Genomic DNA, 26,899 nt, shown 5'->3' on the forward strand with positions numbered 1-26,899 from the left:
CATAGGCAAACAACTCCAATGAGTGGTGAGGCTAGTGTCGCTGGATACCTCTTTTCACATGGGCGGGCGTGCTGGGGGTCGCAGGACTTCCTGGTTTGGCGTAAGGCGTGGAGGTGGTCTTCGTCTACGCGCGTCGCGGAACTTAAGGTTCCCGGCACTGCTGACAGCGGTGCTGCTTGCGTTGAGTGGTGTCCTGGTGGTGCCGGTCCCGGCGTCGGCCGCCCCGGGTGACGTTGGGGTTGAGGGTCCCTCGCATACGGGGACGGGGACGCCGACGGGTTCGAAGCGGGCGACGAGTGGCCTGTGGTTCAACGACGGGTCCTGGTGGGGGAACCTGTGGGACACTGCCAGCTCGGATTTTCATATCTTCCGGTTCAATGCCGCGACCAGCTCGTGGGTTGATACCGGTGTGGCGACAGACACGCGGGCGAACACCCATCATGACGTGCTGTGGGACGGGACAACGCTGTACGTGGCGAGCTACCGGTTCGTCAACGACGGCCTGCCGGCCGAGCCGAACTATCCGACGACGATGCGGCGTTACAGCTACAACGCGACGAGCAAGACGTACACGCTGCGGGGTTCGTCAACCATCAACAACCACCGTGTTGAGGCCCTGACCATCGATAAGGACTCCACGGGCCGGGTGTGGGCTACCTGGCAGCAGGGGAACCGGATCTACCTGAACGTCACCGGCACGGACGGAGCAACGTGGGGGACGCCGTTCCCGCATCCTGCGGCATTGAGCAACGTGTCGGTGGATGACACCTCGGCTGTGATCGCGTTCGGGCCGGGCAAGATCGGGGTGATGTGGAGCCGGCAGGTCGGTGACGCCACCGACGGCATGTACTGGAGCTACCACGTCGACGGAGCGGCGAACACCGCCTGGACCACTCCTGTGGCGGCGGTGGACGGGCAGCGCAGCGGTGATGACCATATGAACCTGAAGTGGCTGGATTCCTCCGGCGGCCGGGTGTTCGCGGCCATTAAGACGTCGTTCACGTCGGCGTCCCAGCCGCTGATCCAGCTGTTGGCCTTGAATAATGCGACCTCGGCATGGTCGGCGCACACGATCGCGACGGTGGCGGAGTGCCCGAACCGGGTGATTGTCCTGATTGATGAGAGCACGCAGAGGCTGCGGACCTTCGCTACCTATCCGAAGCCCAGCGGCACGACCAACGCCGGTGTCTGCACCACCTCGGGCGGTGCGATCTACGAGAAGTCCGCGTCACTGAGCGACATCACCGGCAACTTCAGCTTCACCACCACGAAGACGGCTCATATCGTGGACGCCGACCAGTATGTCCACAACGTGACCTCGACGAAGCAAAACCTGAACAGCGCGGCGCGGGGCACCGCGAACAGCGGTCTGCTGCTGCTGGCCGATGTGAACGCCACCAGCCGGTACTGGCACGCTTACGACCCCAGCGGCGGCAGCGGCGGCGGCGACACAACGGCTCCGACAGTGACGGGTACTTCTCCGGCTGATGGTGCGACCGGTGTGGCGGTGTCGGCGAATGTGACGGGGACCTTTTCGGAGGCGATGGACACCTCGACGATCACTCCGGCCACGTTCACGTTGCGGACGGGGACGGCGACGGGAACGGGGACAGCGGTGTCGGCCGCTGTGACGTACGACAGCACGAACCGGGTTGCGACGTTGAACCCGAATGCGGAGCTGGCAGCGGGCACGGTGTACACGGCGACGATCAAGGGCGGCTCCACTGGGGTGAAGGACGCTGCCGGTAACGCGCTGGCGGCGGATAGGACGTGGACGTTCACCACGGCTACCGCCGGCGGTGGTGATACGACGGCTCCGACGGTGACGGGTACGTCTCCGGCTGATGGTGCGACGGGTGTGGCGGTGTCGGCGAATGTGACGGGGACCTTTTCGGAGGGGATGGATACCTCGACGGTCACGCCGGGTACATTCACGTTGCGGACGGGGACGGCGACGGGGACGGGGACAGCGGTGTCGGCCGCTGTGTCGTACGACAGCACTAGCCGGGTTGCGACCTTGAACCCTGATGCTGACCTGGCAGCGGGCACGACGTACACGGCGACGATCAAGGGCGGCTCCGCCGGGGTGAAGGATGTTGCCGGTAACGCGCTGGCGGCGGATAGGACGTGGACGTTCACCACGGCTGCCGCGGGCGGCGGCACGTCGGAGACTGTCACGCTCACGGCCACCGCTGACAGCTACGTTTCCAGCGGGGCGACGACGACGAACTACGGCACGAGCACCGTGCTGGGCGTGGACAGCAGTCCGGTGGAGGTCGCGTACCTGAAGTTCGACCTGTCGGCCTACGCGGGCAGGACGCTGGAGAGCGCGACGCTGCAGCTGCGCAGCGCCGGGAGCGGCTCCACAGGTACGCAGAACGTCAAGCTGGTCGCTGATGACACCTGGACCGAAACCGGAATCACGTACAGCAACCGCCCGGCGCTCGGCACCAGCATCGGCACGCTCGGTCCGACAACGACCAATACCAACTACAGCGTTCCCCTGACGGCCAGCGGCCTGGCCGGTGAGCTCGGCCAACAGCTCTCACTGGGCTTGGATTCCAGCAGCAGCGACGGCCTGGACCTCAACTCCAAGGAAGCCGGCAGCACGGCCGCACCCAAACTGGTGATCACGCTGGGCGGCGGCGGTGGCGGTGGTGGCGGCACCCCTGGTGATACGACCGCCCCGACGGTGACGGGTACGTCTCCGGCTGCCGGTGCAACCGGCGTGGCGGTGACGGCGAACGTGACCGGGACCTTCTCCGAGGCGATGGATGCCGCGACGGTCACGACGGACACGTTCACGCTGACGACGGGGACGGGCACGGGAACGACGACGGTGCCGGCCGCTGTGACGTACACCGGCACGGACCGGACCGCGACGCTGAACCCCAACGCCGATCTGGCAGCAGGTACGACGTACACGGCGACGATCAAGGGCGGCTCCGCCGGGGTGAAGGATGTTGCCGGTAACGCGCTGGCGGCGGATAGGACGTGGACGTTCACCACGGCTGCCGCGGGCGGCGGCACGTCGGAGACCGTCACGCTCACGGCCACCGCTGACAGCTACGTTTCCAGCGGGGCGACGACGACGAACTACGGCACGAGCACCCTGCTGGGCGTGGACAACAGTCCGGTGGAGGTCGCGTACCTGAAGTTCGACCTGTCCGCCTACGCGGGCAGGACCCTGGAGAGCGCAACGCTGCAGCTGCGCAGCGCCGGGAGCGGCTCCACGGGTACGCAGAACGTCAAGCTGGTCACCACCGACACCTGGACCGAGAGCGGGACCGGTGCGATCACGTACAGCAACCGCCCGGCGCTCGGCACCAGCATCGGCACGCTCGGCCCGACAACGACCAACACCAACTACAGCGTTCCTCTGACCGTCAGCGGCCTGACCGGTGAACTCGGCCAACAGCTCTCACTGGGCTTGGATTCCAGCAGCAGCGACGGCCTGGACCTCAACTCCAAGGAAGCCGGCAGCACAGCCGCACCCAAACTGGTGATCACAGTGAAGTAGGGGACATCTTCGACACCGGCCATACCAGCAACACCACCAGACCGACAAGACACCAGACAGGGGACGACCATGCGCACCAGGCAGACCAAGGCACTGCACTTCGACATCCACGGCCGCGTCGCGATCCGCGTTGACGCAAAGGCGCCGGCAGCGACCCAGCTTCAGAGCATGTTGGCCTGCTTCGCCACCGACATCGAACGCCCGGCCGACATCGTCGTCGATGACGGGCCCGAGCCGATGCCGGACGCCGGTCTGCTAGAGCACGAACTCGCGTACACGGGGAACAGCGTGCGTTTCGAAGACGATCGGGTCCAGGTCGTGAGGGATGCAGAGCAATGGCGCATTCATGGACCCGGCGAGCTGTTGACCTCCGTGGTCCCTGTCCTCGATGCTGCCATGGTCGGACGGGGAGCCGGCATGATCCACGCGGCAACGATGGCGTACCGGGGTCACGCGATCGCGCTTCCCGCTGCCGGAGGGACCGGGAAGACGAGCACTGTCGCCAAGCTGATGCGGCGCGAGGGGTGGTCGTTCATGGGCGACGACTGGGCCTTCCTCGCCGAGGACGCCACGCTGCTTGGATACGCAAAGCCGATGTTCATCAAACCGCACCACAGGGCCATCTACCCGCACCTGTTCCAGGGGGTCCGGAAGCCCCTCATCCCGTCACGGCTCTCAAACAGCGTCGGCCGTCTCACCACGGTGGTGCACCCGTACGTCATCCGTTATCCGCGACTCGCGGACTTCTCCCGGCGATGGTCGCCGGAGCACCGCATGGTCGCCCCGGGGACCGCGTTCCCGGACCGGGAAGTAACGACGTCGGCCCCGCTCGCGGCCGCCATCTACGTCGAGCGCTTCGAGGGCGCCCGGTCCCGGATTGCCGAGCGGACGAGCGAGTGGATGGTCGACCGCATGCTTGGAAACTTCCACATTGAGATGGCGGGATTCTCGCAGCAGGTCGTGACCGGTCTGGCGGCCACATCCGTCCTCCCGTGGCGGGAGCACTTCGTGGCGAAGGGGATCGTGCTGAGCAAGGCGCTCGACGGACGGCCCTGCCACCTGCTGCAGGTGCCCTCCGCATACACGGCCGACGAGGCGTCGGACGACATCGTCCGGTATCTCGAGCAGCTGCTGCCGTCGGTCCTCGAAGAGCAAGCCTGAGGGGTGGGACACAGTGGACCACAGCCCTGCCGAAGTCACCGCCGTCGTTCCTGCCCGTAACGCGGAGCACCTGCTACCGCGCTGCCTGGAGGCCCTGCGTCAGTCCGGCGTCGCCGAGATCATCGTGGTGGACGGATGCTCCACCGACAACACGGTCAGCATCGCCCTCGCGGCCGGTGCCCGGGTCCTGAGTGACGAGGGCCGCGGCCTGCCATTGGCGCGAACGCTCGGAGTGCAGAGCAGCAGCACCCGCTGGGTCCTACTCGTCGACGCCGACGTCGTGTTCGGGCCCACGGGGGTCGCCGACCTGCTCACCGAGCTGGTCGAGGGCGGCTACGACGCCCTCCAGGCGGGCCTGGAAAGTGTCGCCGGGCCGGGCTACTGGGGGCAGGCGCTGGCACATCACCATCGCACCGGGCGCAGCCGCAACTGGTTCGGGCTCGTGGCGACGCTCGTCGACCGAGACCTGATGCTGGGCGTGGGTTTTGACGACGCGTTCAAGTCAGGGGAGGACATCGAGCTGCGTTGGCGGATGCGGGACTCGGGGCTGCGAACGGCTGTGTCACGCCGGGTCTTCGTCGAACATCGCTTCGCCGCAGACGACTTCAATTTCGCGCTCGACCAGTTCCTCATGGACGGAACGGGACTGGGAAGGATGATCCGCAAGCACGGCTGGCGCGGTGCGAGGTTGGCGCTGCTGCCCGCCGCCGCGGCAGTCCGGGGCAGCGCCTTGAGCCTGGCCGCTGGCCAGCCTCGGTGGCTGCGCTACTACGTCGCCTTCTGCTGGTACAACTACGTGGGCCTGGCCAGGGGTGTCGCGTCATGAGGGCTAAGCGGGAGACCGCTGTCACGGACGCCCCGACCGTCCGGCACTCCCCCCTGCACAGCTCGCTCGGTCTCGTTGCGGGCAAGGCCGCACAGACCGGCGCGGGCTTCGCCTTCTGGATCGTGGCCGCGCACGCGGCGTCCGACCGTGAGGTCGGGCTCACCACGGCCGCAGTCTCGGCGGTGATGATCTGCACGCAGCTCGCGGTGTTGGGCGCCGGGTCGGCCGTGATCGTCGCGGTGGGGCGAGGGGAGCCGCCTGCGCGGGTGCTGGACGCAGCATTCGCCATTGTGGGTGTAGCCGGCACCGTGCTGGCCCTCGGCTACCTCGTGCTGCAGTCAGCCGTGATGCCGGACACGGGCTCGGCATCGGTGCTCTTCTGGCTCACGTTCCTCGTGGCTGCCGTCACCGGCACCCTGGTCATCGTGCTGGATCAGGCGCTCGTGGCGTTGGGACACGGTGCCAGCGCGTCCTTGAGGTATGCGTTGGGCGGCACGGTCGCATTCGGGGCTGCAGCGATCGTGGCCTGGCAGGCGCACGGCGCCTCCGCCGACGTGCTGCTGGCCTGCTGGACCCTGGGGGCGACGGTGGCGTGCGTCGTCGGTGCGGTCCAGCTGCGAAGACTTGTCGGCTACCGGCCGCGACCGTCCTTGCGCCCGGCGCGCGGCCGTCCACTGCTTGCGCTGGGCCTTCCGCACCAGCTTCTTACCCTTAGCGAGCGCGCCCCCGGGTTGGTGCTGCCCCTCCTGCTCGCGCACATGGTGGCGCCGGAGGCCGCCGCCTATTGGTATCCGGCGTGGATGATGGCATGGGCCGCTTATACCGCTCCGACGCTGATGGGCATCGTCCAGTTCTCCGAGGGTGTCCGGGACGCGGACCGCCTGGTGTCGACCACCTGGGCGAGTCTTCGTTGGTCGCTCACTGTAGGAGGTCTGGCAGCCGTCGTACTCGTCATCTTCGCCCACCCGCTGCTCAGTCTGCTGGGGGAGCGGTACGCCGACGCGTCCTCCGGCGCTCTGCGGTGGCTGGCGGCCGGACTGGTGCCGTACGCGGTGCTGCAGGCCTACAACGCCGTGTGCAGGGCCCGCGGCCTCTACACGGAGGCGATTGTGGTTGGCGTGACGCTCGGCGTGGCCCTTTGCGCCTCAGCGCTGTCGGCCGCCGACCGGGGCGCCAGCGCCATGGCCCTTGCCTGGCTGGTAGTGCTCTCCATCGGGGCCGCGGCGGCCGGTCTCCGGCTGGTCGCAGTCCTTCGGCACGTTACTCAGGAGGAGCGATGAGTCGCGCAATGATCGACACGCTTGATGCGACAAGCCGCAACGAGGGACGCTGGAAGCCCCGTGACGTATGGTGCGCAGTGGCGGGCATCGTGTCGCTGGCGCTTGCCGCGGGGGCCGCCTCTACGGTGGCCGTGCCCGTGAACAGCGACTTGGGACTCGTCGCCGTGCTGCCCTACCCGTTCTGGGTGGGGGTCCTGCTTTTGAACGTCGCCTTCGTGGTGGCGCTGCGGGGGGATGCCACAGGACCTGCGCGCCGACCAGTCATGATGGGGCTCGTCGTGGTGCTCGTGCTCATGCTCTTTGGGACCGCAGCCTTCGTGACGGACGTACCGCGGGGTGAGGTCGCATTCCGTCATCTCGGTATCGCCGACGCCCTCTCGCGCATGCAAGGGATCGACCCGGAGATCGACGGGTACTTCAACTGGCCGGGTTTCTTCGCCCTCCTGGCAACGGTGCTCAGGGCGACCGGTCTCGACCCTGTGGCCGTTGCCCTCTGGGCACCGGTGCTCAACATGGGTCTCTGGCTCGCTGCCCTGGGCGTGCTGACGGGATACCTGACGCGCGACCCGCGACGGCGCTGGCTCGCCCTCTGGCTCTTCTGCCTCGGCAACTGGCATGACCAGGACTACCTGTCTCCCCAGGCCTTCGGTTTTTTCCTGTACCTTGTCGTGATCGCGCTGCTCGTCGGCCCGCTGGCCGCGCGGGCTCCCGGGATCCGGAGCTTCCGGCGCCCCGACCTGGCGGCGTGGTGGCAAGGGCGGTCACCCGCCGAGTCACGGCCCCGGCACCGGGCAAGCGCACTCGCGGTGGCCCTCCTGCTCGTGGCGGTCATCTGCGCGAGCCATCAGCTGACACCGTTCGTGGTGCTCATCGCCATGACGGCTCTCACCCTGAGCGGGCGTGTCTGGCCCAGCCGGCTGCCCCTGATCACCGCCGTCATGCTGTCACTATGGCTCGCCTACCCCGCCAGTGAATACCTCCTCGGGCACCCACCCCTGGCGGAGGCAGGACTGCAGGCCGCGGCTGAGGCGAACGTCGTCGACCGCTGGAGCGGGACCGATGGGCACGTGCTCGTGGTGCAGCTCCGGGTTGTTCTCACCCTCGCGCTGTGGGCGCTCGCCGCAGCGGGGGCGGTGCGCGACTGGCGCAGAGGGCGCCTCGACATCCGGGTGGTTCTCCTCGCCGTCACCCCATTGCTGCTCTTCCCTGCGCAGGTGTACGGCGGGGAAATGCTCATCCGCGTCTCGCTGTTCGCGCTGCCCTTCATCGCCCTGCAGGCATGCTCCGTCCTGCTTCCCACGGACGGCAACACACGCCCCTCCTCCCTTTCCCCGGACGCCCTTCCCACGAGCGGCAGCACACGCTCGTCCGTCCTTGCCGCGGGAGGCCTTGCGCTCACCTGCTTCCTGCTGGCTGTACTGACAGTGACGGGCCGGTTCGGAAACGCGCAGTATGACGTCTTTAGCGACGATGAGATTGCCGCTGTCGCGGCCGTGCAGGGCCTCGCGCCCCCCGGCTCGGCGATGATCTCGGTTGCCCATCCGACCCCGTGGCGCAGCGAGGCCTACCTCGAACACCGGTATCGGACGATCGATGACCTGTGCCAGTCCGACTTTTCGACGGCGACATGCGGCCCCGTCGTGTACGACTACGCCCGGAAGAACTCTGCCGGTGCGCTGGTGCTGCTCACACGCTCGTCGGAGGCGAGTCTTGTGCTCCAGGGCGCCAGCAGCGAGCACGACCTCGCTGAGCTGGAGAAATGGCTCAGTGCACAGGACGGCGTGGAGCTCGCCTTCAGCAACGTCGATGCACGCGCTTACCGGGTGACGCCATGAGCGGCGGCGGCGTCAGCCGGCTCACTGCGGCGCTCGGTCTCGCGGCCGTCGCGCTGTCGCTGGTGACACTCATCGGGCTGCCGACACCACTGCAGACTGTCGCCGCGATAGCGGTCCTCGTCCTGCTTCCGGGGCAGGCACTGACCCGGCTCACGCAGGTGACCGATCTCGCGCTCGGCGCGCTGCTCGTCCTGGTACTTGGCCTTGCCACGCTCACGGCAGTGTCCACGGCGATGTTCTACCTCGCTGTGTGGTCGTGGCAGGCGTGCGTCGTCACGATGGGCATCATAACCGTCCTCGCGTGCATGGCACGCGCAAGGCAGGAGGCTGCGTCATGATCAACGTGCTGATCGACTTGGCGGGACTGCTCGCCGCTGCCGCCCTGCTCATCACCCTGATCGCGCTCGAGGTGCGCCGCGCCGGAGCAAACACCGCCGGAGCAAACACCGCGGGAGCAAACACCGGGCAGCCCCCGCGCCAAAGGCTGCTCGGACGAACGGTGAGCCGCGGGGTCGTCGCCGTGATGTGGGTCATGTACTTCGTCCTCTTCATGCCACGCGTGCTGGGATTGCTCGCGTGAGCCGCGCGGCCCGGTGGTGGCTCCTCAGCGACATCCATCTGGGTTTATCGGATGATGACCCCCGGTGCCCTGGCAGAATGCTGCCCGAGTTCCTGCGCTGCGAAGTGCTCGCTGCCTCCGGACCGCAGCAGCACGTCGCCTTCGTTGGTGACACGTTCGAGCTGGTCGGGTTCGGGGAGGACGAGAGTCTGGCCCGGCTCGAGGCCATCCTTACCCGTCATCCGGATACCTTCCAGACGCTGGAGGAGTGTGCGGCACGCGGCGTGCTGCTGCACTTCGTGTGCGGCAATCACGACGTGGAGCTGGCCCGGCCCTCGGTTGCCGCGCGGCTGGCGGCGTTGCTGTCACCCGCCGACCGGACGCGGGTCCGGGTGTACCCGTGGTTCCTCCACGTGCCCCGCGTGCTGGTGGCCGAGCATGGGCACCAGCACCACGCGCTGCATCGGATCCCCGAAGTGCTCCGCGCGGCGGTCAACGGCACGGACGAGCTGGACCTGCCTCCGCTCGCTGCGTGGAATGCCCATCCGTCGGGGTCGCGCCTGAGCCGTGCCCGGGCCGTTGCGCGGGCCTGCCTGGCGTCGGAGCGCGCGGAACGCCGTGTCCGCGAACTGGCATACGACGAGCTGCTGCAGACCGAGTCACTGAGGCTCGCGCTGGACGGGCTGGCCGTTCGGGACCTGGCGCGCCTGTCCCGGTTCCGGACAGTGTCGGCGCTTCCGGTCGCCGCGACCCGCATGGCGCTCGCGGCCGCGGGGCGCAGGGTCGGCGGCGCGGAGGCTCCTGCTGCAGCGGGCCGGTTCGCACGCACCCTCGAGGCGCATGGTTTCGGGGTGGCCTGGTACGTCTCGGCCCACACCCACCGGGCCTTCGAGTCGACGCTTGAGGAGTGCCCCACCCGGTACGTCAACACCGGCACGTGGTCTTCGGATGTCCGCGGTCGCGGACCTGACCAGTCGGACCGTCGTGCGTTTCCTTACGCCGTGGTTGACGTCGCTCCGGACGGCACCACCAGCGGCGGACTGCGGTACTGGCGTCCGGACGGTGGCTGAGCCGGAACTGTGTCAGCGCACCTGCGTGCGGGACGAATCTAGTGCTCTTCGTAGTCTGCTGTTGGTGTAAATCCGGCGCGGTCCACTTTGCGATGGAAGCGCATGCCGGCCATTCCTCCGACGACGGCGCCCACGAGCGCAACTGCCGCGACCACAACCGCGGCGATGATGCTGGTGGTAGTGAGCTGGCCTTCATTGACCGGAATCCGCGGGAAACTGTTCAGCTGGGCCAGGATATTAAACTGTTCACCGGCGATCATTCCCAGAACGGCGATGATGACCGCGGCGATAAGCGCCCAGATCCAGACCATCATGCCCTGCTTCGCACCATTGAACCTCGCCATCCGGCCTGCCACATAGCCCCCACTGTAATAGGATACGAAGAGGATCACGAGAAGCACGATGATGCCCACGAGGCTCACCGTCTGGTTTGAGGCCGCCTGCCCCAGGGCGGAGTTGATGTCAGGGTTGGTGGCCAGTCCCACAGCCGTTCCCGCTGCCGCAACGAGGGCTGTCAGCAGGACTGCCATGCCTGTGGCCGCCAGCCAGCCGAAGAATGCCGAGCCGACTTTGACCCCTCCGAATGCCTGCTTCTCGCGGGCGATCGCGGTCTCGCGTGAGGCGAGATTGGGGTCGGAGTGCGGCCGCGTGCCATCACTGCCCGTGTCGGGGGTGTAGTCCCGCTCGGCCGTGTACGCCCTGTCGGCATCGTTCTCCCGCTCAGAGCGGGGAACCGGGGTGGTCATGGCTCTGGTGCTTGTGTCGGTGTCCCGTCCGCTGCTGCCGCTGTTCCGCGCATCCGCATCGCGTGAGTGCGTGGCGTCGTACACGGGAGTGTCCTCGGCGCTGTGCTCGGGCTGGTTATGCCGCGGCCGTCTTTCCTCGGAACCGATCGGGCTGCTCATGAACATCTCACTTTCACTGAACGGACCTGGCTTAAGGTCTAAGCCGGGCAACGCAATGCTGGGACCGAACCGCGGCCCCACTTCTAGCTAACTCCGTTCAATCCCTGATAGCAAGGATGCTTACTATTCAGGTTTTCGCGCCGTCCAGGGCGCGGGCGGAGGGGTCACTTCCCGCAATCAGCGGTATTTGCGGTGCAGGTTCTCCCTGTCGGAAGCCCGGGGTGTGGTGTCCGCGATCCAGGGTCCGGTGCCCTCGGACTGGTCCAGCACGCCGGCCTCCAGCCACATGTAATCCCCGGCTAGGACCTTCCGCGACAGCCCGCGGTCGCCGTCGTCGGTGTTGCGCCACAGCTGGTCAAAGTATTCGTCCACGCGGACGCGGGCCTGATCGCAGTAGGCCCCGGCGAGCTCGAAGGCGGCGGCGCCCCGCTCGGGTGCGGTGCGCAGCAGCATCTCCGCGCGGGAGCAGCACGCGGCCATGGCGAAAAGCTCCGCGCCGATATCCACGATCCGTCCCAGGAATGCCTGCTTGTGTTCGAGCCCGGCCTGCCACCGTCCCATGCCGTAGAACGTCTGGCGGGCGAGCCGCCGCGAGGACCGCTCCACGAAGCGCAGGTGCCGGGCAAGCCGGCCGAACCCGCTGTAGGACCGGGGGTCCATGCCGGGGCCCGCCACCAGCTTGGGCAGCCATTTTGCGTAGAAGCCTGAAGCCCCGACGGCGGCCCGGGCCTTGTCCTGCAGGCTCGCTTCCGCCGATGCCAGATCGCCGGCTGCAGTGAGGTGGGCGTCTACGGCTTCCCGGGCGATGAGCAGCCTCATGATCTCCGAGGAGCCTTCGAAAATCCTGTTGATCCTAAGATCGCGCAGCTGCTGCTCTGCGGGGACAGCGCGTTCTCCGCGCGCCTCCAGCGAGTCGGCGGTCTCGAAGCCGCGACCGCCGCGGATCTGCACAAGCTCGTCCGCGATCCGGCAGCTGATCTCCGTGGACCACAGCTTGGCCAGTGCTGCTTCGATCCGGACGTCCTTCTGCCCGGCATCAGCCATCTCGGCGGACAGCTCAAAGACGGCGTCCAGCGCGAAGGCCGATGCGGCGATAAAGGCAATCTTCTTGCCCACGGCCTCGTGCTTGCCCACCGGCCGGCCCCATTGGGTGCGCGCATTGGACCATTCACGGGCGATCTTCAGGCTCCAGCGGCCCGATGCAACGCAGAGTGCGGGAATGGAGAGCCGCCCGGTGTTGAGGGTGGTGAGGGCAATCTTCAGGCCCTGACCCTCGCGGCCCAGCCGGTTTGCTGCCGGAACCCTCACTTGGTGGAAGCGGGTGACGCCGTTCTCAATGCCGCGCAGGCCCATGAAGGCATTCCTGTTTTCCACGGTGATGCCCGGCGAATCCATCTCGACAACGAAAGCCGTGATGCCTCCCTTGTGCACGGCGCCACCGGAATCGGTGTGTCGCGGCACCACGGCCATCACCACCACAAGTTCGGCGATCACGCCGTTGGTGGTCCAAAGCTTCACGCCGTCCAGAAGGTACGCCTCGCCGTCGTCCGTGGGAACTGCTGTACTGCCCATCCGGGCGGGGTCGCTGCCGACATCGGGTTCCGTGAGGAGGAATGCAGTGATGGCGCCTGCCGCACAGCGGGGCAGGTACTCCTGCTTCTGTTCGGTGGTGCCGAAGACCTTGACCGGCTCAGGCACGCCGATGGACTGATGGGCGGAGAGCAGGGCCCCGAGGCTGGGATGCACCGATCCCAGCAACCCAAGGGCCCGGCCGTAATACACGAGGGACAGCCCCAAGCCGCCGTAGTCCTGCGGAATCTTCATCCCGAAGACGCCAAGGTCTGCCAGCAGTTTGAGATACTCGTCCGGAATTTTGTCATCACGTTCGATCACGCGGCCGGACATCGTCCGGCACGCGGCGGTGAGCCGTTCCATGAAGGCCTCGCCGCGCTCCACGTCATCGGGTTTGGCGGCGGGCCAAGGGTGGACGAGGCCCACGTCGAAGTTGCCGAGGTACAGCCCCTTGGCAAAGCTGGGCCGTTCCCACGCTGTTTCACGGGCCGCCTCGGCGACTGCCCGGGCATCCTCGGCGGAAGCACCCGCCCCGATATTCTCAGCAGCGACCGGAGTCTCGGAGGCTGGGCTGTCGACGGGCCGAACGGTTCGGGTCTGTCCGGCCTGGTCTTCAGTGGCGGGACTCTCGGTGGCGGAGCTCATGGGACATCTCCTCTAACCGTCAGACGGCTCGAGCCATGGGTCCGCCGCGGGTGGAGAACCCTTCAGCTGTCCCTCAATGCTACCCGCGGGTAAGTACCCGTGCTAGGGGAATGCTGGCCCTGAAAATCGGCCGGAAGTTCCACCCCGGAAGCGTGGTGCACCAGCCGGTCCCACAGGTGGTTGATACCGTGCACCAAGCCCAGCAGACTGCCTGCGACGATCAGCCAGGCGAGCCGTCCGACCCCCACCAGGACAAGAGCGGCCATAGCCGCTACCGTCACGAACAAAACCAGGGCCACGGCGAACACCAAAGTCCCGATGAACACCAATGTGGCTGTTTCCACTGCACTTAGGTCAAACTCCATGCTTTCCCCCTGCGCCATTGCTGCGGTTCGATCAGTAGCAAGAGCCTAGGTCCGCTGACCCGGCCACATCCAGAGCTGACCGCGCCTGCCGTCCATGTTGATACGGGATCGAAACCATACTCTTTCGTAGGTCACAGTCCGATCACACCAACCTCATCAGCCACATGCGTTGCGTTTCTTCGGTGACAGAGCTGCCCGCCCATCCATCCCGAAGGCGGGTCAGCTCCATTCCTGCCAGTGCGCCGGTGGAAAGTGGCTCTGCGTTAACCTTGTATCTGGCAGTTTTCGTGTTTCCCGCTGCCGCAACCATCCCCGACGCCTGCCTAAGGAGAGTGCGTGCCCCGGTCCGCTACGTCCTCCGCTGATGCCATCAGCGCACGGCTCCGGGACCTCGAGCTCCTGACCAAGGGACCCGCCTGGGCGCTCACCCGCTCCGCACCCTGGGTTATTGCGGTGCTTCAGGCCTCCTTCACCCGCGTCCGGCCGCAGCTCCCGCTGGAAGAGTTCCATGCCGACGTCGACTCTTTCCTTGAGCAGCTCCGGCGCCACGACCCTGGGCTGGGCGGCGCCGCAAGCGGCAAGGCCTTCGGCGATGAATGGACGCGGAAGCAGTTCCTGACGAGGCGGAACCAGTCCGGACAGATCGTCTACGAAGTCACCGAGCCCGCCGCCCGCGTGCTCGCCTTCCTGGATAGCCTGTCCAGCGAACGTTCGACCCTGAATGGATCCCGCCTGGGCACGCTGCTTGGCGATGTGGAAAAGCTCGCCAATGAGACCAATCCGGATCAGAGTGCCCGCCTGGAGGCGCTTGAGGAGGAGATCGAGGAGCGGCAACAGCTTATCCACGACATCAGTTCCGGCGACTTTGATGGGCTGCTCGACGACGATGAAGCCGTGGAAGCCGCCGGCAACATTCTGGATCTCGCCGCCGGTCTCCCCGCCGACTACAAGAAGATGCGTGACCGCATCGAGGAGCTTGTGGGTGAGCTCCGGAACCAGATCATCGAGGAATCCCTGACCAAGGGCGCCACCATGGCTCAGGTCCTCGAAGCCGACAAAAGGCTGCGGCAAAGCCCCGAGGGCAGGACCTTCCGCTCCTTCACGGCCTTCCTTGAGGACCCGCAGCAGCAGCTGCGCTTCCGGTCGGCCATCGGGGAGGTGCTCAGCCGCCAGTTCGCGGACGATCTGTCTCCGGAGGACCGGGAGACCCTGAAGAACCTCGTCGCGGAGCTCCGCCAGCAGCACAGCCAGATCCAGCGCATTTACGGCAAGCTCAGCGAGAGCCTGAACACGTATGTTCAAAGCGATGACTTCCGCCAGTCCGTCCGGCTCCGCAAGGTGCTGCGTGAAGCTGAGCAGGCCATCCGCTCCCTGCCGTACGAACGCGAACGCTCCGGCCTGGTTCCGGGTCCGGTGCTCTATAACGCCGGCTTCGAATCCCTGGCCATGGTGAAGCTGTTTGATCCCGATGAGTTCGCGGCCCCGCCCAAGCTCGCCGACCCGATCGCGTTCAGCGACTCCGACCGCGTGCGGTCGCCCCGCACGGCAAAAGCCCGTCCCGAGGCCATCAGGACCGCTATGGCCGGAGCCTCGACCCTGGCAGAGGCCTGGCAGCAGCTCCCTTCAGAGGAACGGCACATCAACTCCATCAGGGCATTGCTCTCGCACGCCCTCCACGACGGCGCCGGTTTCAACCGCGAAGTTTGGGACCTCGTCGAGTTTGAACAGATCGACGGGACCACGCGCAAGGCCTACCTGCCGGCGGTCACCCTCACGAAGGACTCTGATGACTGAAGAAACCCCGCTGGTTGACCCTGGACCCACACCTGCCGGGTTTCCTGGCCAAGCTGGCGAGGTGAGGGGGGAGGTGGGGAGCGATACCCGAACCGACCCCTTCCCGGTCCGCCCGAGGGACACCTTCGTCGATGGCGCTGCCCTGTTCCCCGGTGACACCGGGGTGCTCCCGATGAAGGTGCGCCAGGCGCTGGTGAAGCTGCTGAAAGGCCCGTACGTCGACGGCGGCCGGGACGAAAAACTGTGGACCACCCTGTTGGACAACCAGCTCATCCTCCGCAGCCGGCTTTCCGAACTGTTCCTCACCCTGCAGCTGGACCATGAGCGCAAGGTCGCCGTGCTGCGTCCGGTCGACCCTGAAGCCATCGGCGGCAGCACCCGCTCCAGCATTCTGCGCCAGCAGCGTGCCCTGAGCCGGGTGGAAACAATTGTGCTGCTCCGCCTCCGGCTGCTGTTGGACCGTCATGTCACTGCCCAGACCGACCCGACGATCACCCGTGAGGAGATCGGCGAGCTCGTGGCGCACTATCAGCCCGCAGGCCAGCAGGATGCGCTCCGTGACACGGATGTGGTCAACCGTGCCATTGCCAAGCTCCTGGCCCGCCAACTCCTGCTCACTACCGGACTGGATGACGTCTACACAATCTCCAACGCCCTCCCGTTGGCCCTCCCGTACGAGAACATCGGTGACATCCCGTCCCAAATCGAGGCCCTCATGGCAGCCACAGCGGACCAGTCAGGAACAGAACCGCTGATAGAGCTCGACGGCGATAACGCTTCAGAAGACACCGAGACCGACGGCCCGGCAACCAAGGAAGCGGAGGAGGCCAGATGAGCATCGCAACCATGCTGCCGATGAGCGAGCTGGTGAACCCGGGCCAGATGCGCCTGGCCTTGGTTCAGGTGGTCAACTGGGGCACGTTCCACGGGGCGCACACAATGCACGTGGACCGGAACGGCACGTTGCTGACCGGCAACTCGGGCGTCGGCAAGTCGACGCTGTTCGACGCCATGCTGCGCGTCTTCGACGCAAGGCCGCGCTCCAACGAGGCCGCCGCCCAGCGTTCCGGTGGTGCCGTGGAGGACAAGAGGACCACATTCACCTACATGCGGGGGAAGGTGGGCGACAAGGCTGTCGGTGAAGGCTCCGCGAGTGCCTTCCAGCGTCCGGGGGCGACGTGGTCCGCCGTCGCCCTGACGTTCGATAACGCCGCCGGTACGAAGGTGACGGTTTCGGCGTTGTTTGACCTGCCAAAGAACGGCACGGAGTCGAGCGTCGGCAGGTACTACCTGATCGATAACAAGCCGCTGGACCTCCCGGCGATCGAGGGCATCGCCGGGAAGCGGTTCACGAAGGCAGCCCTGGAGGGCATTTTTCCCGAGGCCCAGGTCTTCGACGTGCACAAGGCCTTCGCTGAACGCTTCCGCCGGCTCCTGGGCATCAACTCGGACCAGGCGCTTCCGCTGCTCCGCGTCATCCAGGCCGGCAAGGGCCTGGGCGGCAGCGTCAACACCTTCTTTCGCGACCAGGTCCTGGATGCGCCGGCGACGCTTGCCGCCGCGGACGACGTGGTCGAGGAATTCAGCAACCTGATGTCCATCCGGCAGCGCCTCGAGGACGTCCGCCAGCAGCGTGACCAGCTGGCTCCGGTGCCTGAGCTTAACCGCGAGTATGCGCAGGCGCTGCTCGATGCCAACCGGCTCCGGGAACTGGCCGGCGAGGAATTTGAGGCGTACCGGCAGCAGCTCGCGGTCGGAGTCCACGAGAAGACGCTGGACCGGTTCAAGGCGCTCGCGCAGGCGAAAGCGAAGGAGCTCAGTGCCGAACGGGCTGTCCGTGACGGCCTGGCCAAGGAACTGCGCCAGCTGGAAGCCGAGTACAACAACCAGGGCGGCAACGCCATCTCCTCCATCGAACAGTCGCTGGAGAATGCGCGGGTCGGGCTGAAGCTGAGGCAGCAGGTGGAGGAGGCGGCCCGCCAGGCGCTCACCGAGGCCGGTCTGGAGCTTGACTGGACGGCTGGGGGCTGGGAGCAGGCGCACGAGCAGGCGGCTGCCCGGTCGGCGGAGCTCCAGGACGACTCGGAGGCCCTGAAGGAGCTCCGGTTCGAAGCCTTCGACCTCCACGCGACGAAAAAGCGCGAGCTGGCGGCCGCGGAGCAGGAGCTCGTGTCGCTGAGGACACGGAAGTCCCTGCTGCCGCCGTCGAGCATTGAAAACCGTGCCGCCATCGCGGCAGCGACGGGTGTCCCGGAGGAGCTGATGCCCTTCGGGGGCGAGCTCATCGACGTGGCCGAGGGGGAGGAACGGTGGCGGCCCGCCGCCGAGCGTGCGCTGCGCAGCCTCGCCACCACGCTGCTGGTGCCCGGGGAGCACTTCGCCGCCGTCACGCGGTACCTGAACGACCACGCGGTCCGCGGCGCCCTGCGTGCTGTGGACGTGTCCAAGCCGCTCTCGGGTGGCGCGCTCGCTGTTGAGGACGTGGCCGACGGCGACCTGCTGACCAAGCTGGACATCCTCACCACCGGGCACAAGGACGGCTCGGCCGCCCACGCCAGCACCTGGATCCGTGAACGCATCGCCTTGGACTTCGCCTACCCCTGCGTCGAAAACCCGGACGAGCTCGCCGGGCTCGACAAGGGCCTGAGTCTGGGCGGCGTGGTCAAGCGCAACCGGCACACCGTAGAGAAGGACGACCGCTTCACAAGCCGCCAGGACTACGTCCTCGGCTTCGACAACGCCTCCAAACTGGAGCTCGTGGCCGCGCGGGTGGCGGACCTGCAGCAGGAGCTCGCCAAATCCGCCGAGCTGGCCCAGAGCCGGGAGGAGTCCCACCAGGGCATGACCCGCCAGCTCGAGGCGTTGCGGCGGGTTGCCGGTGACAACCGGCCCTGGGAACAGGTCTCTGCCGCCGTCGCCGCGGACGAGCTGGCGAAGATCGAACAGCGGCTCAAGGACGCCCTGGCGGCACAGGCCGACCTCGAACCGCTGCGCGCCAACATTGAGGCGGTGCGCCAGAAGCATCAGACCAGCACCGAAGCGGCCGCGGTGCTGCAGAGCGAATACAAGGCGCTGGACCACCACCTCACCACCGCCGATTCACTGCTGGAAGCGGCACGCATCCGCCTGAACCAGGCGCCGCCGTCGTCCTCCACCGTCGCGACCCTGGAGCCGTACTTCGAGGGGCTGGGCGACGTGACCGAGATGCACGAGCTGGACAATCTTGCGGCGCGGGTCAAGACCCGGCTGCTGGGGGAGTTGCACGCCGCGGAATCACGGGGCCAGGCCACCGCGGAACGCCTGACCCGGATCTTCGAGGGCTTCGTGCGCGAATGGGGCTCGGCGATCTCGGCCGACCACGGCACCTCGATCGGCGCCGCCGGCGAATTCGAGGCCCGCTACCACGCCATCGTCAGCGACGGCCTGCCCGCGCAGGAGGCCGAGTTCCGGCAGTTCTTCAATCAGCGCACCCACGAGTCATTCAGCACGCTGCTGCACCTGCTCGACGAGGAGCGGCGCTCCATCACGAGCCGCATCCTGCCGCTCAACGGCATTCTGTCGGAGGTCAACTTCCATGAGGGCAGCTTCCTGGAACTGGACATCAAACAGACGCTGCCGGCTTCCGCGAAGCAGTTCAAGGACGCCATCCAGAATGCGCTCAAGACCCGCCACACGCGCCATAGCAAGGCGGATGCCGCTCCCGCTGGCCAGGACGACGACGCCGAGCTCACCGCCCGCTACAAGTCGCTGGAAACGCTCGTGAAGCGGCTGGGTTCACAGACGCCGGAGGACCGGCGGTGGCGCGCCGAGGTGCTGGACGTGCGCGGCCACCTGTTCATTCAGTGCAAGGAGCACCGCGAGGTGGACGTGCCCACGGCGAACAAGGGCGGCAAGCGGACGGAAGTCTTCATGCACGCCGACACCGGGTCCATGTCCGGGGGCGAGCGGCAGCGCTTCACGGCGTTCATCATGGCGGCCGCCCTGAGCTACCAGCTGGGGATCGCCGAACAGGGCTTCACGACATATGGCACGGTGATGATGGACGAGGCCTTCGTCCTGGCTTCGGAGGAATTCGCCGGTGCAGGCATCAAGGCGCTGCACGAGTTCGGCTTCCAGCTGCTCCTCGCTGCCCCGGAGAACGTGATCGACCTGTCCAGGCATCTTGGTTCCGTCACGGAGATCCTGCGGGACAAGCGCACCAACCGTTCAGGGGTGCTTACGGCCCCGGTCATTTCGCCCAAGGCCGGGCTGGGAGGCCAGTGGCGGTCGGAGGCCAACCCGGTTGACATCGTGCTGCGCTGAAAATTGCCGGGGCGCGGCCCTGTCACCTTGCGCCCGGCTTTATAACAAATCGATGGATATATCCTGGCTTCCCTAGTGGGAGCGCTTTTCTGCATGCCAATCTGGTGGGCATCAACACTTCGCCACAGCTCCACAGGGTCATCAACACTCCCACGCGGCGGGCCAGAGCCACCCTCTGCCGAGCTTGACGGCGTCCTCACGAAAGGCACGTTCATGCGTTCTGCTCACCGCGCCACCTACGTCACCGCCCTCGCTGCGGCTGCCGCCCTCAGCCTCGCCGGCTGCGGGGCAGTTGCAGAGTCGGCGTCCACCAACGCGACACCGCCGGCAGCGGCTGCCGGCGCCTCGGCTCCCGCCACGTCCGCACCCGCCACTGCCAAGCCGGCACCTGCAAGCGCAAAGCCGTCAGATGCCGCAGCGCCGGAGGCTGCTGCTCCGGGTGCTGCCGGGGCCGGCACCGCCGCGCCAGGCTCTACTGACCTGGCCACCTTCACGTTCCCGGGAGACAAGGTGTCGTTCAAATACCCGTCCACGTGGAGGGTGGAACTCTTCACCGGTCTAACAACGCTTCCGGTGTCCGGCACAGCTACTGTCTACGACGCCGACGGGAACAGGCAGGCCATGATCTACTCGGGGCACATTGCCGACGGCGTGGCCCACCCGGTCACCAGGGATGTTTTTGAAACCCAGCCGGTTCCGGGCCTGCAGCAACAGCCGGCTCCCGTAGCCCACTACTCCTTCTATGCTGACCGGATGGAGGACGCCTCCGTCTACCGCATGCACCTGACGGCCGGGGCGCCGCCGTCCGGCGCCGACCTGGCACAGGACGGCATCATCCGCGTCGGAAAGGATGTGCTTGTGGCGGAGGTCCAGTTCATCGAGAAGCCGTTTGCCAGCGACGCAGCCGCCAGGGCCTGGCTGGCAGGAGCCGAGGGGCAGGCCCTGAAGGCACTCCTGCTGAGCATCTCCTACCGCTAGATACTCGTGCGGCTGGCTCCGCAGATTGAGTGGTTCCGTTGGTTGAGCTTGTTGAACCTGGATTTCGACAAGCTCAACCAGCAGCCATTTAAGGGCCCGGTCAGCTTCGGGGCCTGGTTAGCGGATTTTGGCTGCCTGCTGCCCCTGGACCCGGTCCAGGAACTGCTCCGTCCGCGCCATCAGGCTGTCGATCTGGCCAGGCTGTCGATCTGGCGGAGAACCACCGCACCCGGATCCGGGTTGATCTCATTGGCCGGGGTTCTGCCCGGACGTTGCCGCAGCAGAGGAAGTCAGAAAGTCCAGTCGGTCCCAGTTGAGCTCTTCGAAGTCCCGGGGCAGGGGTGAGCCTGGCGGCCCCGGAGCGGCTGGCACTAATGAAGGACGACGGGATCTGCTCCGCAGCGACTTTTTGCATGGCAAAAGCTTTCGATGACTCGGCTGGCAAGGCAGTCGGGCAGGTGCGGTCGTTCGTTTCCCGCCGGCCAGCTACGGTAACGCGCCAGGCAGAACTTCGCATTTTCATGTCATGCGAAGAATTAGGCGACGCAAAGCTTTCTTAATTGGAGGGAGGATAGGCTAGCCTTACTCACGTTCCCTTCATTCATCTAAGGAGTTCCGTGATTTCCCCCCTCTTCTCCGGCTCCGGCCGTGTGCCCGGTGCCGCCACTACCCGCCGCGGCCTGCTCAAGACCGCCGGCAAGGCCGCCGCCGTCATGGCCGCCGCAGCCCTGGCCCTGACCGGCTGCTCCACCGGCCCGGCCGCCTCCTCCTCGGTCTCATCCGCCGCCGAGTCCTCCAGCGCACAGTTTCCCGTGACCATCAAGCACGCCTTCGGTGAGACCAAGATCGACAAGCAGCCGCAGCGTGTCGCCACGATTTCCTGGGTCAATGACGACGTCGCCATTGCCCTCGGGGTGGTTCCCGTCGGTGTCCCCAAGAACGAGTGGGGCGGCAACGACAAGGGCTCCACTCCGTGGAAGGACGCCGCCCTCGAAAAGCTCGGCGCCAGCTTCGGCTCGGAAAAGGCCCCTGTGCAGTACTCCGAGGCCGATGGCATCAACTTCACCGAGATTGCCAAGCTCAACCCGGACGTCATCCTGGGCGCCTACTCCGGCCTGACCGCCGAGGACTACAAGAAGCTCAGCGAAATTGCTCCCGTTGTTGCCCACCCCGAGGTCGCCTACGGCACCTCCTGGCAGGACTCCACGAACATTATCGGCAAGGCACTCGGCAAGGAAGCCGAAGCCGCCAAGCTGGTCTCCGACACCGAGGCCACCATCAAGGAGAAGGCGTCCAAGTACCCGCAGATCGAGGGCAAGACTTTCATCTACGGCAACCTTGAGCCCGCCAAGGGTGACGGCGTCAACGTATACACCACGAATGACAACCGCCCTCGCTTCCTGTCCTCCATCGGGATGGAGCTCGCCCCCGTTGTGGAGGAGAAGTCCAAGGGTTCCAAGGAATTCTTCCTGCCCTGGTCTGCGGAGAAGGCCAACGAACTGGAATCCGACGTCTTCGTGACCTGGGTCCCGGATGCCAAGACCAGCGACGCCATCAAGAAGGATCCGCTGCTCGGCCAGATTCCCGCCATCAAGAATGGCGCACTGGTTGCCGACTCTGACAACACGCTGACCCTCTCGATCTCGGCCGCCTCGCCCCTGAGCCTGCCCTGGTCACTGGACACCTTCCTGCCGCAGCTCGGTAAAGCTGCCGACGCGGTCAAGTAGCCGGCAGTGACTCCAGGTACGACGACGGCCGGCGGCACCGGGCGCGAACGGACAGTTGGCGCCCCTGCGGCTGCGGCTGAAGGGCCTCAAGTGCCCGTTCGCGCTCCCCGGTCGGGGAGCCCATCAGGCAAGCAAGCGGCGTGGCTGCTGGCCGCCGTCGTCGTACTTTTCATCGTCTGCGCAGTGTCGCTGGCCGTGGGCGCCCGCGGCCTGCCGCTTGCCACCGTCTGGCAGGCACTGACGGAGTTCAACCCGGACAACGGCGACCATGCCGTCGTCCACGCCCGGATTCCGCGCACCGTCCTGGGGCTGCTCGCCGGCGCGGCCCTCGGCCTGGCAGGTGCAGCAATGCAGGGCGTCACCCGCAACCCGCTGGCCGATCCCGGCATCATCGGCGTTAACGCCGGCGCCGCCCTGGCCGTGGTCACGGGCATCTACCTTTTCGGCGTTTCCTCCCTCGGCGGGTACATCTGGTTCGCGTTTGGCGGCGCCGCGGCAGCCGCCGTCGCTGTTTACCTCATTGCTTCCATGGGCAGGGCCGGGGCGACGCCGGTCAAGCTCGCCCTCGCAGGGGCCGCCCTGAGTGCGGGGCTGTACTCGCTGATGAACGTCATCCTGGTTTCCAGCCAGGACACCCTGGACCGCTTCCGCTTTTGGCAGGTGGGCGGCATCGCCGGGCGCGACTGGTCCGTCATCCTGCCCGGCCTCCCCTTCCTGGCCGCAGGGGCGCTGATCGTGCTCTGCACCGGCCGCATCCTGAACAGCCTGGCCCTTGGCGACGACCTTGCCCGTGGGCTCGGCCAGCGCGTGGGCCTCACCCGAGGCGTGACGGCGCTGGGCATCGTGCTGCTCTGCGGATCCGCCACCGCACTAGCCGGGCCGATCGCGTTCGTCGGCCTCGTCATACCGCATGCCGTCCGCTTCCTCACGGGGCCGGACTACCGCTGGATCCTGCCGTTTTCCCTGGTGCTCGCGCCGGGCCTGCTCCTGCTGTCCGACGTGATCGGGCGCGTGGTTTTGCTCCCCGGCGAGGTTCCGGCCGGCATCATGACCGCCCTCGTTGGCGCCCCAGTCTTCGTGTGGCTCGTTCGCCGCGGCAAGGGGGCCGGGCTGTGACACCCCTCCGGACTTCCGCCGCCACCACAGACCAGCGCGAACGGAGATGTGAGGCCCCCCGCCCTGAGCGCGAATCGACTCAGCGCGCCCGACCTGAGCGCGAACGGGCAGGTAAGGCCCTCAAAACCGCCGAAACAGGGCATTATCTGCCCGTTCGCGCATCATTGCTGCGCCGGACGCTGCCGAACCGCACCGCGATCCTGGCACTCGCTGTCGTTCTTCTTTTCGCCGCAAGCATCCTGCTCGGCAACTACACCGTGACCGTCCCGGACTTCTTCCGGATCCTCACCGCACACTTCAGCGGCGGCGAGAAGATTCCTGGCGCCAGCTTCATCGTCATGGAGAGCAAACTGCCGCGCGCGGTGATCGGGGCGATGATCGGGCTGGCCTTCGGCCTTTCCGGCGGGCTGTTCCAGACGATGCTCCGCAACCCGCTGGCCAGCCCGGACGTGATCGGCATCAGCAACGGCGCCAGCGCCGCCGCGGTTACGGCCATCGTGGTTTTCGGCGCCACCGGTCCGGCCGTTTCGGCGTCCGCCCTTGGCGGAGCCCTTGCCGTCGCGGCCCTGATCTACGCCATCTCCCGCGGCGGCCCGGCCTGTTCCCGGACCACCGGCGCCGGCGCCGGCAACCGCCTCATCCTCGCGGGCGTCGGCCTTGCCGCTGCCCTCGGTGCCGTAGTCAACTTCCTGCTGACCCGAGCGGACATCCGCACTGCGGCCGACGCGCTGGTCTGGCTCAACGGTTCGCTCAACTCGGCGAGCTGGGACCGCGCCGGCGTGCTGGCAGGGGCCCTCCTGGTCCTCGTTCCGGCAGTCGCCGTCCTCGCCGGCCCGCTGCGGATGATCGAACTCGGTGACGATACGGCTGCCGGACTCGGCATTCGCGTGAACCTCACGCGTCTGGGCATCGTGCTCACCGCCGTCGCGCTGGCAGCCGTAGCGACGTCGGCAGCCGGTCCGGTCTCGTTCGTCGCGTTCCTTGCCGGGCCCATAGCCCGGCGCTTCACCCGCAAAGCCAGCCTCCCGGCGTCGGCCCTCACAGGTGCCCTGATTGTCCTGGCCGCCGACTACTTCGCCGGCAACCTCGCCCCGCTGCTGCTGAACGGCGCGGTGCTGCCGGTCGGCGTGGTCACCGGTGCCCTCGGCGCCCCCTTCTTGCTGTGGCTTCTGGTCACTTCCAACCGAAAGGATGCCTGACATGGCCGTTCTCAAAGCGAAGGACCTGACGCTGCAGTACGATCAGCGCCGCGTGGTCGAAGGGTTGACAGCGGACATTCCGGAGGGCAGAGTGACCATGATTGTAGGCGCCAACGCCTGCGGCAAGTCCACCCTCCTGCGCGGGCTTTCCCGGCTGCTTAAACCCGCCGCTGGAGCGGTCACCCTCGACGGGAAGGACATCCACTCCCTCCCGGCACGCGAACTGGCCCGCACGCTCGGGCTGCTGCCGCAGCACCCCACCGCGCCGGACGGCATCACCGTCCGGGACCTGGTGGGCCGCGGCAGGTACCCGCACCAGGGCTTCTTCCGCAGCTGGACTGAGAAGGACGACGCCGCGGTACAGCGCGCGCTCGAAGCCACCGAAACGCTGGAGCTCGCCGGGCGGAATGTCGACGAGCTCTCCGGCGGGCAGCGCCAGCGCGTATGGATCGCGATGGCCCTTGCGCAGGAAACAGACGTTCTTCTCCTGGATGAGCCCACCACATACCTCGACCTCGCGCACCAGGTGGAGGTGCTCGACCTCATTACCGACCTCAACAGGCAGCGCGGCACCACCGTGGCGATCGTGCTGCACGACCTCAACCTTGCCGCCCGCTACGCGGACCACGTCATTGCCTTGAAGGGCGGACGGATCGTAGCCGAAGGCGGCGCTTCCGACGTGATCACCGAACAGCTCGTCCTGGATGTTTTCGGGCTCGATTCCCGCGTGCTGCCGGATCCCGTTTCCGGAACGCCGCTGATCATTCCGATCGGCCGCCACCATGCGGTCCCGGCGTCTCCCGCTGCTGGTGGTGCTGATTCCCGCGGCGAAGCAAGTACCGAAATGGGCGTGGCGGCAGATACCGGCGAAGGTGCCAGCGCCCCAAAAGCCGTAACCGCGATTCTGGAGTTGGCCTCATGAGCTCAGTCAGCAAGCCGGCAACAACCGCCTCGCAGACAGCAGCGCGGGAACGTCCACAAGGCGTGCAGCAGTTCGCCACTGAGCCGATGACTCTCGCGTTCGATGTGACGGTCAGCGCCATCCAGGACCTCGGCGCCAATTTCCGCCGCGTGACCTTTGGCGGCTACTCGCTGCGGGACTTCGGTGTGCACGGCGGCACCCTGGACCTGCGCGTCAAGCTGGTGATTCCGTCCGTGAACGAGGACGGCACGCAGCGCGAACTGCCGCCCTTCACCATGGAGAACCCCGGCTGGTACAGGGAGTGGCTCGCCATGGACCCGGCCGTCCGGGGCGCGATGCGTACGTACACGGTCCGGCATGCCCGGCTCGACGCCGTGTATCCAGAGATCGATATTGACTTCGTGATGCACTTCGACGCCGACGGGCACGGCGGTCCCGCAGCCAACTGGGCTCGCAATGCCCGCCCCGGCGGCTCCCTGACCATCATCGGTCCCAACAACCGTGCGGCACACTGCGTCACGGCCGAGATTTACTCCGGCATCGAGTGGCGGCCTGGTCTTGCACAGCGCGTCCTCCTTGCAGGCGACGAAACGGCCGTTCCAGCCATCAGCGCCATCTTGGAGAGCCTGCCGGAGTACATGACCGGCCATGCCTTCCTGGAAGTCCCGGAAGCCCGCGACTTCCTCGACCTCAAAACCGCCGCCAATATCGAGATCACCTGGCTCGCCCGCGGTGCCGCCATCGGCCGTTCGCGTCCCCATGGGCAGCTGCTCCAGGAGGCGGTCCAGGCTGCGGTGCCGGTGCCGGGCTGGGTAGGCATCAAATCGCCCGACTCCACCGCCGGCCCGGAACCGGAGGACGTCAATGTGGACCAGGAAATCCTGTGGGAAACACCTGCCCGCATGAACTCCGCGGCCATCGGCGCCACCAAGAACCCGACCGTGCCTGCAGGTGCCATGCCCTTCTACGCCTGGATAGCGGGGGAGGCCGGCGTCATTAAGGACATGCGGCGCTACCTCGTCCGCGACGTCGGCATTGACCGGAAACAGGTCGCCTTCATGGGCTACTGGCGCCAGGGAAAGGCCGAGCTCTAAGCCCCGGCATGGGCCTTGACGCGGACGCT

Annotated in this window: 20 protein-coding genes; 17 read left to right on the forward strand and 3 right to left on the reverse strand. The window is 66.9% G+C overall.

Annotated features, from left to right (window positions below):
* Positions 1-58 precede the first annotated feature (58 nt).
* From M1E01_RS00990 to M1E01_RS01025, 8 genes are all read left to right on the forward strand, one after another.
* Positions 59-3,520 (forward strand): Ig-like domain-containing protein, encoded by a 3,462-nt coding sequence (locus M1E01_RS00990; protein WP_457973269.1) that lies wholly within the window; start codon positions 59-61, stop codon positions 3,518-3,520.
* 69 nt (positions 3,521-3,589) lie between these two features.
* Positions 3,590-4,681 (forward strand): hypothetical protein, encoded by a 1,092-nt coding sequence (locus tag M1E01_RS00995; protein ID WP_457973270.1) that lies wholly within the window; start codon positions 3,590-3,592, stop codon positions 4,679-4,681.
* A gap of 13 nt (positions 4,682-4,694) precedes the next feature.
* On the forward strand, positions 4,695-5,507 hold the full coding sequence (locus M1E01_RS01000) for a glycosyltransferase family 2 protein (RefSeq protein ID WP_309032664.1): 813 nt from the start codon (positions 4,695-4,697) through the stop codon (positions 5,505-5,507).
* On the forward strand, positions 5,504-6,787 hold the full coding sequence (locus tag M1E01_RS01005; RefSeq protein WP_457973271.1) for a lipopolysaccharide biosynthesis protein: 1,284 nt from the start codon (positions 5,504-5,506) through the stop codon (positions 6,785-6,787). The genes M1E01_RS01000 and M1E01_RS01005 overlap by 4 nt, the downstream gene beginning before the upstream one ends.
* A complete protein-coding gene (locus tag M1E01_RS01010) occupies positions 6,784-8,622 on the forward strand; it encodes a glycosyltransferase (RefSeq protein ID WP_457973272.1) in 1,839 nt (612 codons plus the stop codon). Before M1E01_RS01005 ends, M1E01_RS01010 begins: the two co-directional genes overlap by 4 nt.
* 62 nt (positions 8,623-8,684) lie before the next feature.
* Positions 8,685-8,960 (forward strand): hypothetical protein, encoded by a 276-nt coding sequence (locus tag M1E01_RS01015; RefSeq protein WP_457973273.1) that lies wholly within the window; start codon positions 8,685-8,687, stop codon positions 8,958-8,960.
* The gene (locus M1E01_RS01020) at positions 8,957-9,202 is read left to right on the forward strand and encodes a hypothetical protein (RefSeq protein WP_457973275.1); all 246 of its coding nucleotides are present in this window, start codon (positions 8,957-8,959) and stop codon (positions 9,200-9,202) included. The genes M1E01_RS01015 and M1E01_RS01020 overlap by 4 nt, the downstream gene beginning before the upstream one ends.
* A gap of 77 nt (positions 9,203-9,279) precedes the next feature.
* The gene (locus M1E01_RS01025; RefSeq protein WP_457973276.1) at positions 9,280-10,251 is read left to right on the forward strand and encodes a hypothetical protein; all 972 of its coding nucleotides are present in this window, start codon (positions 9,280-9,282) and stop codon (positions 10,249-10,251) included.
* A gap of 38 nt (positions 10,252-10,289) precedes the next feature.
* Here the strand turns inward: M1E01_RS01025 and M1E01_RS01030 are convergent, their stop codons facing one another.
* The 3 genes from M1E01_RS01030 to M1E01_RS01040 all read right to left on the reverse strand — a co-directional run bounded on the left by M1E01_RS01030 (position 10,290) and on the right by M1E01_RS01040 (position 13,738).
* A complete protein-coding gene (locus M1E01_RS01030; RefSeq protein ID WP_457973277.1) occupies positions 10,290-11,156 on the reverse strand; it encodes a TIGR04086 family membrane protein in 867 nt (288 codons plus the stop codon).
* A gap of 177 nt (positions 11,157-11,333) precedes the next feature.
* Positions 11,334-13,373, reverse strand: a complete 2,040-nt coding sequence (locus M1E01_RS01035; protein WP_457973278.1) for an acyl-CoA dehydrogenase family protein — start codon at positions 13,371-13,373, stop codon at positions 11,334-11,336.
* A 62-nt stretch (positions 13,374-13,435) separates the two neighbouring features.
* Positions 13,436-13,738: a hypothetical protein gene (locus M1E01_RS01040; protein WP_457973279.1), complete on the reverse strand. Its 303-nt coding sequence runs from the start codon at positions 13,736-13,738 to the stop codon at positions 13,436-13,438.
* A 336-nt stretch (positions 13,739-14,074) separates the two neighbouring features.
* Between M1E01_RS01040 and M1E01_RS01045 the strand changes: the two genes are divergently transcribed.
* The 9 genes from M1E01_RS01045 (at position 14,075) to M1E01_RS01085 (ending at position 26,870) form a co-directional block, all read left to right on the forward strand.
* On the forward strand, positions 14,075-15,532 hold the full coding sequence (locus M1E01_RS01045; RefSeq protein WP_457973280.1) for a DUF3375 family protein: 1,458 nt from the start codon (positions 14,075-14,077) through the stop codon (positions 15,530-15,532).
* On the forward strand, positions 15,525-16,367 hold the full coding sequence (locus M1E01_RS01050; protein WP_457973281.1) for a DUF4194 domain-containing protein: 843 nt from the start codon (positions 15,525-15,527) through the stop codon (positions 16,365-16,367). The genes M1E01_RS01045 and M1E01_RS01050 overlap by 8 nt, the downstream gene beginning before the upstream one ends.
* Positions 16,364-19,834: an ATP-binding protein gene (locus tag M1E01_RS01055; RefSeq protein ID WP_457973282.1), complete on the forward strand. Its 3,471-nt coding sequence runs from the start codon at positions 16,364-16,366 to the stop codon at positions 19,832-19,834. The genes M1E01_RS01050 and M1E01_RS01055 overlap by 4 nt, the downstream gene beginning before the upstream one ends.
* Before the next feature lie 213 nt (positions 19,835-20,047).
* Positions 20,048-20,812 (forward strand): hypothetical protein, encoded by a 765-nt coding sequence (locus tag M1E01_RS01060; protein WP_457973283.1) that lies wholly within the window; start codon positions 20,048-20,050, stop codon positions 20,810-20,812.
* Positions 20,813-21,429: 617 nt separating this feature from the next.
* Positions 21,430-22,539 carry an iron-siderophore ABC transporter substrate-binding protein gene (locus tag M1E01_RS01065; RefSeq protein ID WP_457973284.1) on the forward strand — a complete coding sequence of 370 codons (1,110 nt, stop codon included), beginning with the start codon at positions 21,430-21,432 and terminating at the stop codon, positions 22,537-22,539.
* 6 nt (positions 22,540-22,545) lie between these two features.
* Complete coding sequence (locus tag M1E01_RS01070) at positions 22,546-23,655, forward strand: FecCD family ABC transporter permease (RefSeq protein ID WP_457973285.1); 1,110 nt, start codon at positions 22,546-22,548, stop codon at positions 23,653-23,655.
* 146 nt (positions 23,656-23,801) lie between these two features.
* The gene (locus M1E01_RS01075; protein WP_457974821.1) at positions 23,802-24,854 is read left to right on the forward strand and encodes a FecCD family ABC transporter permease; all 1,053 of its coding nucleotides are present in this window, start codon (positions 23,802-23,804) and stop codon (positions 24,852-24,854) included.
* 1 nt (position 24,855) lies between these two features.
* A complete protein-coding gene (locus tag M1E01_RS01080; RefSeq protein ID WP_457973286.1) occupies positions 24,856-25,776 on the forward strand; it encodes an ABC transporter ATP-binding protein in 921 nt (306 codons plus the stop codon).
* A gap of 86 nt (positions 25,777-25,862) precedes the next feature.
* Positions 25,863-26,870, forward strand: coding sequence for a siderophore-interacting protein (locus M1E01_RS01085; RefSeq protein WP_457974822.1), 1,008 nt, complete (start codon positions 25,863-25,865; stop codon positions 26,868-26,870).
* Positions 26,871-26,899: the final 29 nt, after the last annotated feature.

The sequence above is a fragment of the Arthrobacter sp. D1-17 genome, from assembly GCF_054130535.1.